Genomic DNA, 7,222 nt, shown 5'->3' on the forward strand with positions numbered 1-7,222 from the left:
TAGGTATATTTGCTGGAAAATCATTCATGTGAAAGATCTCTACGGCATCTCCTGAAACCAGTTTTAATCCATCAAAACCCGAACCACCCCTGAACAAATGATAAATATCAGGCAACAAACGTGCATCCGGATCATTGGCTATTGCCGCCACCATTAGGATTTGCCCTAAATGGTGAAAAGGCTTGAAAGCCCCCCAAAATTCCAATTGAGGCATGACCCCGGTTTTCCTTCCTAAGTTTATTAATTCTTTGAATTTATTGCCAGCTGAAAAAAGATCTACCGGCGCTTCAGCACCAATTCCCGGAGCTGCTACCCTATGACAACCTATGGCTGCAAGTAAATTCATTTCCTCTTCCATCTGCTTAAATCCTTGCTTGCTTTTTTCTTCATCATTAGCCATCCAAGGAGCGAAACCTATGGCATTCTCAACTTTTAATCCACTATCCTTAATTTGGGAAGCCAAAACAGAAGTACTATTTCCCTCAGCAAGGTATTTTTGTAAATCCTGGATCCAGATTTCGATCCCATCATAGCCTGCTTCAGCAGCGATTTCTATGTACTTGGCTAAACCCGGGTTTTGACCTCTTATGGTACTTGTATTTAAACAATAAGTAAACTTGCCTTTCTTTTTTGGTGCAGCAAATGATTTCATTGGCTGAATTGCAGCCAATGAGCTTAGTCCCATCGTTTTGAGTACATTTCTTCTATTCATCTCCATTTATTTACTTCTTAATTGTTGGCCAATTTAATACAATTCTGAATTTGGTTAATCCCCGTATTAGCCCCATAAAACTACAAAAATTAATGGCAAAAAGAAGCGGAGGAAGAGATCAATAGGTTTCAAGGTTTAAGACTTAATAGGACAATTAAATTGCATTACCTTCAGCTAGTGTTCCCTAACGAGGAAGAACAGTCTCCCAGAAGAACCAACTAACGCACCTTATTTTCAAATCGCTTAATATTATTTATAACTTTACCCTTTCTAAGAATCTACATTTTTTATAAAAACCAATCCTAATAAATCTGAAACGCTGATTTCCCTCCCAAAGCTTATGCATTCTTTCAAAACTACTAACGTTTATGTGGAATTTTTATAGAAAGGTATCTGGTCAAAGTTCGCTCCCTAACGAAAGGAAAACTGTTACTGCTTTGAAGATACTTTTTTATGCCATTCTGATTGGCACCTTGTTGGATTTTTGGAAGTACGGCCCATATATCACACCTGATACCATTGGGTATTTAAAAATGATTGAAGGCAATTATGAAGAACTTGGTGTCTTGTCTCCCTTTTATTCCTTTGTGCTTTCTTTACCCCCATTTTCTTTTCTTTCTATTTTTGATAGGGCAAGTATTTCGGCAATAGCGATGTTTTTTCTCGCTATGTTGTTTAATTTCAAATTCTACCAACAAACCCAAATTAAAAACAAAAGTATTTTTTACGCATTGGGTTGCAGCCTACTTTCATGGTGGTCCTTCCGCATTTTAGGAAGCGCACATGCAGATAGCCATTTTTATATTTTGTTTCTGCTTTGGATATATTTATTTATCCGGAATAACGCCGATGACAAAAGGAGTATAATTCTAATTAGCCTACTTTCAGCAGTGATGGTATGGTGCAAGCTTAATAGCTTATTTTTGATTCCACTTTTAGGTGCCTGGTTAATCCTTAGTAAAGAAAAACAATGGCTAATTGTAATAGCTGCCCTCTTAAGTTCATGGGCAGTATATCAACTGGTTCTACCTGAAAATATTCTCCAAATCCATCTGTCTAATCAGGTAGTTTTAGAAATGTTTATAACAAATCCCTTTAAGCTTTTCTATGAAAATTTGGCTACTTTGGCGCAGGTAAGCCTTGGATTAATCTTTTCTGACTTTATTACCCAATACATTCCAATGCCTGTAGCCTTTGCCTTAGGCTGCTTGGGTTTCATTTGGTTAAGCTATTATATTGTAAGATTCCGGCATAACTACAGTAAGCCTATTTACAAACTAATCTTGATCAGTCTGGTATATAGCGTTTTTTTTCTTGGCTTTCAACAGTGGATCGGCTACAAAGAAATTAATTTCAGAACATTATTCCCGCACCTGCTAGTGTTGTCAATGGCACTTTGGCTATTTCTGATACAAACGAGAAAAGTAGTGGCCTTGATAACAATTGCCATTCTTATCACAGGCCATACTTTATTGGGCCATTATTTGATTTGGCAAAGAGATGATGTTTCATCTTTATTTGCAGCAAAAAACTTTCATTACAGCAAAAAAAAGCAAACCATTGACAAGCTACTGATTGGAAATCGCCAACAGATTTATACTGATGCTCCTGAAAAAATTATGCTTTCTTTTTTAAACAATGATGTTCTTCAAATTGCTCCAAAAACCCGGTTTATAGAGGGGAAAAACTACCAACTTAGCAAGAAGGAATCCATTTTGGAACGCAAGAAAAGTGTAGAAGCACTTTTAAATGGGGCAGCAATTATCATCCTTTTTAACAAAATGGAAATCAATGATTTAAGTAACAATCCGACTATTGGGGTACACAAGGAAAATGGATTGATAATTTATTATTTGGCTTCATCAACGCAATAAATACATTTTTCCATACCCTTTTTTGAAGGCCTTGTCTCCTGAAGTATTTCTATGTTCCATAAACTGTCCATTTTTTCTTACCAAAACCCTGTAAATATAAACACCATTGGCCAATTGGTCGCCAAATTCATCTTTTCCATCCCAGGCATATTCTGTAATATTATTCCCAATAGATACAGGACCCAATTCATCCTGGAAAATTTCCTTGACCACTTTCCCGGTTATGGTCATGATTTGGATTTTTATTTCATCAGGAATCTCCGCACCTGTAACGGTAAACACAAACCTTACATTACTACTAAAAGGGTTGGGATAGGGGTAAAAATTAGTAATCTGACTCTCATTGATCACCTCAAAACTAACTTCATAAGGAACGGTTCCGGCCATATTTCCTGCCGCATCACTTGCATTTATTTTCAAGGTATAAATCCCATCATCTAATGGTCCGGGCTGAAATTCTATGGTGAAATCCGCGTTTTCGGTAGCCGGAAACCACTTTACCCTCTCATTACTGAAGCTAATTTTTTCAAAATCACAAGTCTCACATGGTGCCCTTAACATCAACTCCATCCCTGTGGTATCTTGCTTGAGCGCAATCTCATTTTCATCCTTCACCTTTGCAGAAATAATGACCGTTGGAGAAACAATGTCACCATTCATTATGTATTTACCATCAAAATTGACATCCAAAACCGGGTTTAGATCATCGCTATTTACTTTAAAGAACTCAGGCAAATCCATCACATTATTTCTATAAACTTGTTCCGTTAAAATCCTTGGATTTACAAACACATTCAAGGAATTATTCCCTCCATTGCCTTTGGAGTCAAATTCAATGATGAAAGTTGTAGACTCTCCGCCTTTTACAGCCGGTATTTTTATAGAATATTCTGTAACTTTCCGTTGGTCAACATTCAGGAAGGAATAGTCTACTTGAATAGAATCAAGGAAATCATGTTTTGAAATATTGATGAATTCAAACGTCAATTGATCTTCTTCTCCTTCATCTAAGATCACTTCGCTTCTTTGATCATTCAAAATCAGCACACCCTCAGGCACACCGGTATAGTCAACCTGCCACTTGGCCAATTGTGGTAACTCTTGATCAGGCAAATCTTCCAAAGAATAACGCAATCTAAGGTAAGGATAGCTATTGGCATCAAAAGCGGTAAGGTCCATTGTTTCCAAGGTCACATCTTGCAACAAGGAAACCTCACCTCCGTCAGGAGTCACTCCCAGCACGTCCATTGAACTATTTTCCGGCTGAAACAAATCTTTTCCTCTCACTTCATTGAAAAAGCTAATCCAATCTGATGCAGGCCCCACCTTTGGGGACAGTATGCTACCTGTAGGAAAATAACCTTGAATATCTGTTTCGAAAGAAATAACCTGAGAATCTCTTTCAATTTCATCAGCTGTGGTTGGCACCACCTCAATGGCTTCCCCCGGACGCATGCCTTTTTTTCCAAAAAGTATATAAGGATCACCGGTTACTAAGTTTCTTAATGTGGCCTCATTTGCTCCTAATTCCTTTAATTTGATATATGCTTCATCAGGCCAATCAGAAAATGTCACCCTCCCAACTGAGAAAATAATAACATAATCATCTTCTTTCATTCCATCTACAAAGTCCAATAGCATGGTATTGCCTTCACCTGTTATCCTGGCATTGGAGATGCTCTGTATAACCTGAGGTACTCTACCGCAGGACCTAGAGTCCAATACATCTATGGTTACCAATGGAACCGGCAGGTAAGGTTCTAAAGTCTGGTGATCAAAAGCCATCAATCCAAGTGTCCCATTTGGGCAGAAACGGTTAAAGGTATCTAAAATATAGGCCACACCATTTAGCATAATCTGGGTGTTCTCCACACCATAATCTTCATTTTCTGAACCAAAAGTAAAAACATCAATATTTAGGGCTGTTTCTTGAAACTGCCACTGTTGATCCGAAGCTGAAATACTGATATTGGATAATTGATTGTCTAAAAACTGAGGCAATTTTCTTTGTGTCCAGCCTTCCGGTCCATTTTCTATATAAGAAAAACTACTCCCTTTCCAACTTACATCTTCCCCTTCTCTAGGGGAAGAAAATTTAGTCCTCCAATAAAATGTCAATGAATCAGCTTGAGGAATATCTTCAAATAAATTCACTTTCCATCTGGCCAAATTACTGGTAGTGATCCGTACTTCTTTCCTTCTTGGGCTTGAGAAATCTGAAGCGGTATCCAGCTGAATGGTTAGGTTTCTTTGCGCTGTTGTTAATCCCGGGATTTGAGCAATTAACGTTACTTCTTTTTCTTTAACAATTCCAAAATCTAAAGGAAACAAATTCAGTGTTCCGCTTAAAGGAACAAAGAATGAAACCGACACTGTATTATTGGCATAAGTCATTTCGTCAATCTCTTTGCCTTTATTTACAGTGATGGTAAACAAGTTATCACCAAAAGAATTGATGCCTGAGTTTGGGATAGAGAGCACCAAAGTATCTAACCTAAATACAGGAGGAATTGTACTTGTGGGCAGGGTAATAAGGGTTCCATCTGGAAGTTGCCGACTGACATCTACCTCCACCTCTTCTAGATCTACAATCCCCAAATTCCTAATTGGCAGAGTTAATTCTAAAGTATCGGAAAGTGAATTCAAAACTTGATCATTTACTCCTCCTAATTCAATATCATCTGCATAAATCACATAATCTGCTTTATTGGCAGGGAAAATCCTAACTGCCGGATCTCCCAACATGATAATTTGGTTGGCATGAGATTGATTTACTTCAGAATCCCCATATTTGGAAAAAAACAATTTTTCCGCCTGAAGTTTTACCCTTCCAAGATTTTGGTAAATCATGCTGGAGTCTGAAAAAGCTGTGGTATAAAAGGATTCACTAAATCTCCTTAAATACACATCAATCCCCACATCTGCATGTGCCAGGAAATTTGAAGCCCCTCGCTCCGGAGTGATGATCCAGTCTTCACCAAAAGTATAAGCATCTCCAAAAGCATTTCCTGCATCACAGCCATTTAATAATAAGACAGGATATTTTCCTTTGTTCCTGTATCCCATCTCATTGACACTGGCAAAACCAATATCTATATCGGTAGTGGAAGGTGCGGCATGACCAAAGAAAGTTACCAAACTCAAACCTGCATTTACCTGATCTGAAATATTAATTAACTCGGTTGTTTCATTGGATCTTTTTCTTACCGTCTCCACATTCCCACCAAGATAAACATCCTCAGCGATTACCTTAAACCCATTGAGGAAATTATAAAACCTCTCCAATTCAAAGGCAGATCTTCCTCCACTTAAGTGCATCAAATTTTTCTGCCAAGTCTCTGAAACACCTAAGGCCTCTTTTTCCTTTATTTTATCCAAATAGGCCGCCACATCATTGGGGGTTCTGGCAGGAATCCGGCCAACACTAACATTTCGTTCCAATGGTTTTGATGGATCTAAACCAATCACAAATCGATTATCAGAATAAGGATACCCAAAGGTGGGAACCAATTCTTGAAAACTAAAAACCGCAGGGTTATCTCTATAAAAATAAGTAATCCCTGAAGACCTTTTCGTATTGAAAATACCGTAAGCTCTACCTACCAAAAGAATATTTTCAGGTACAAACTGGTCCTGATAAAGAGCTAAAAACCTTCGGATCCCCAAAGGTGATTGTTCCCCGTAAGAAAATTGATTGTACAAATCCTGTACATTCACTGTTAGGGTATCATAGCCTCCTCCCACAGGTGTGGCCCTATAAGCAGCATATGCCCCTACCGGGTCACCGTAATTGTCTGCCGGCTCCCTGAGCAATTTATGAGAGATAATAATAAAATTAGCCTGTTGATTGAGTAAATCCCTAAACCTAACCTTTTCTAATACATTTAATTCAAGTATATTTCTTTGATTTTGAACCAGTACTTGCCCTGCAGTTGCTCCTGTAGGAAGGTAAAGGTCAGCACCTGTTTTTTTCACCTCAAGTCTTACCGGGTTAGAAATATCCGCGATGTTATACGCAGTATATTCCTCATTTACATTATTGATTACCAATGTCTTTCCACCTTCACTAAAAGTAAATATCTCCTCTTCAAAATCTCCTGAAACACCAGTACTGCTGTAATTTAATTGCGCATAATTTATGGAAATATTGTCTAGGTTATTGTCAACCCCCAAGGATGTCACTCTAATATAACATTCTCCTCCGGCTGAAAAATCAGACAATTCAAGTTGTTCTACCAGCAAATAGTTCTCAAATTCTTCAAAGGTATACTGCCCCAGTTCTCTTAAGTTATTGACAGTAGGGCCTATCTCAACTGTCATTTTATGGGAGGTTTCGGATCTCCCGCCTATGCTAAGCTTCAGCTGCGGACTAGCTTTGCCTTCCACTACCTGCCCCAAGCCTTCAAAAGTTAATGTTCTACTTCTTCCCCTAGAAATTGTGGCAGAAGTCCAGCCTTGGCCTTGGTCATATATGGATAAATGTACTCCGGGGAAATATTCTCTTCCCAAAGCATATTGCTCAGCAAAATGCTGTATAGACTCCAACTCATATATCTCGACTTGTTCTAAGCCTTCTCCTGCAGCAGGAGTTGGAATTCTTTTACCCAAATTACCCTGGTCTATTGTAAGAAAGAAT

At 38.3% G+C, this 7,222-nt stretch carries 3 protein-coding genes; 1 reads left to right on the forward strand and 2 read right to left on the reverse strand.

All coding sequences use genetic code 11. The features are described from left to right. Positions 1–712 (reverse strand): sugar phosphate isomerase/epimerase (locus AAC037_RS15825; protein ID WP_339903892.1); only part of this gene is annotated, 712 nt, incomplete at its 3' end. 437 nt (positions 713–1,149) lie between these two features. Here AAC037_RS15825 and AAC037_RS15830 point away from each other — a divergent pair. Next, positions 1,150–2,586 (forward strand): hypothetical protein, encoded by a 1,437-nt coding sequence (locus AAC037_RS15830; RefSeq protein ID WP_339903894.1) that lies wholly within the window; start codon positions 1,150–1,152, stop codon positions 2,584–2,586. On the opposite strand, the gene AAC037_RS15835 is transcribed toward AAC037_RS15830, so the two are convergent. Next, positions 2,575–7,194: a C25 family cysteine peptidase gene (locus AAC037_RS15835; RefSeq protein WP_339903896.1), complete on the reverse strand. Its 4,620-nt coding sequence runs from the start codon at positions 7,192–7,194 to the stop codon at positions 2,575–2,577. The two genes, AAC037_RS15830 and AAC037_RS15835, sit on opposite strands and share 12 nt — an antisense overlap. Between the last annotated feature and the right edge of the window lie 28 nt (positions 7,195–7,222).

The sequence above is a fragment of the uncultured Cyclobacterium sp. genome (assembly GCF_963976465.1).
GTDB lineage: Bacteria > Bacteroidota > Bacteroidia > Cytophagales > Cyclobacteriaceae > Cyclobacterium.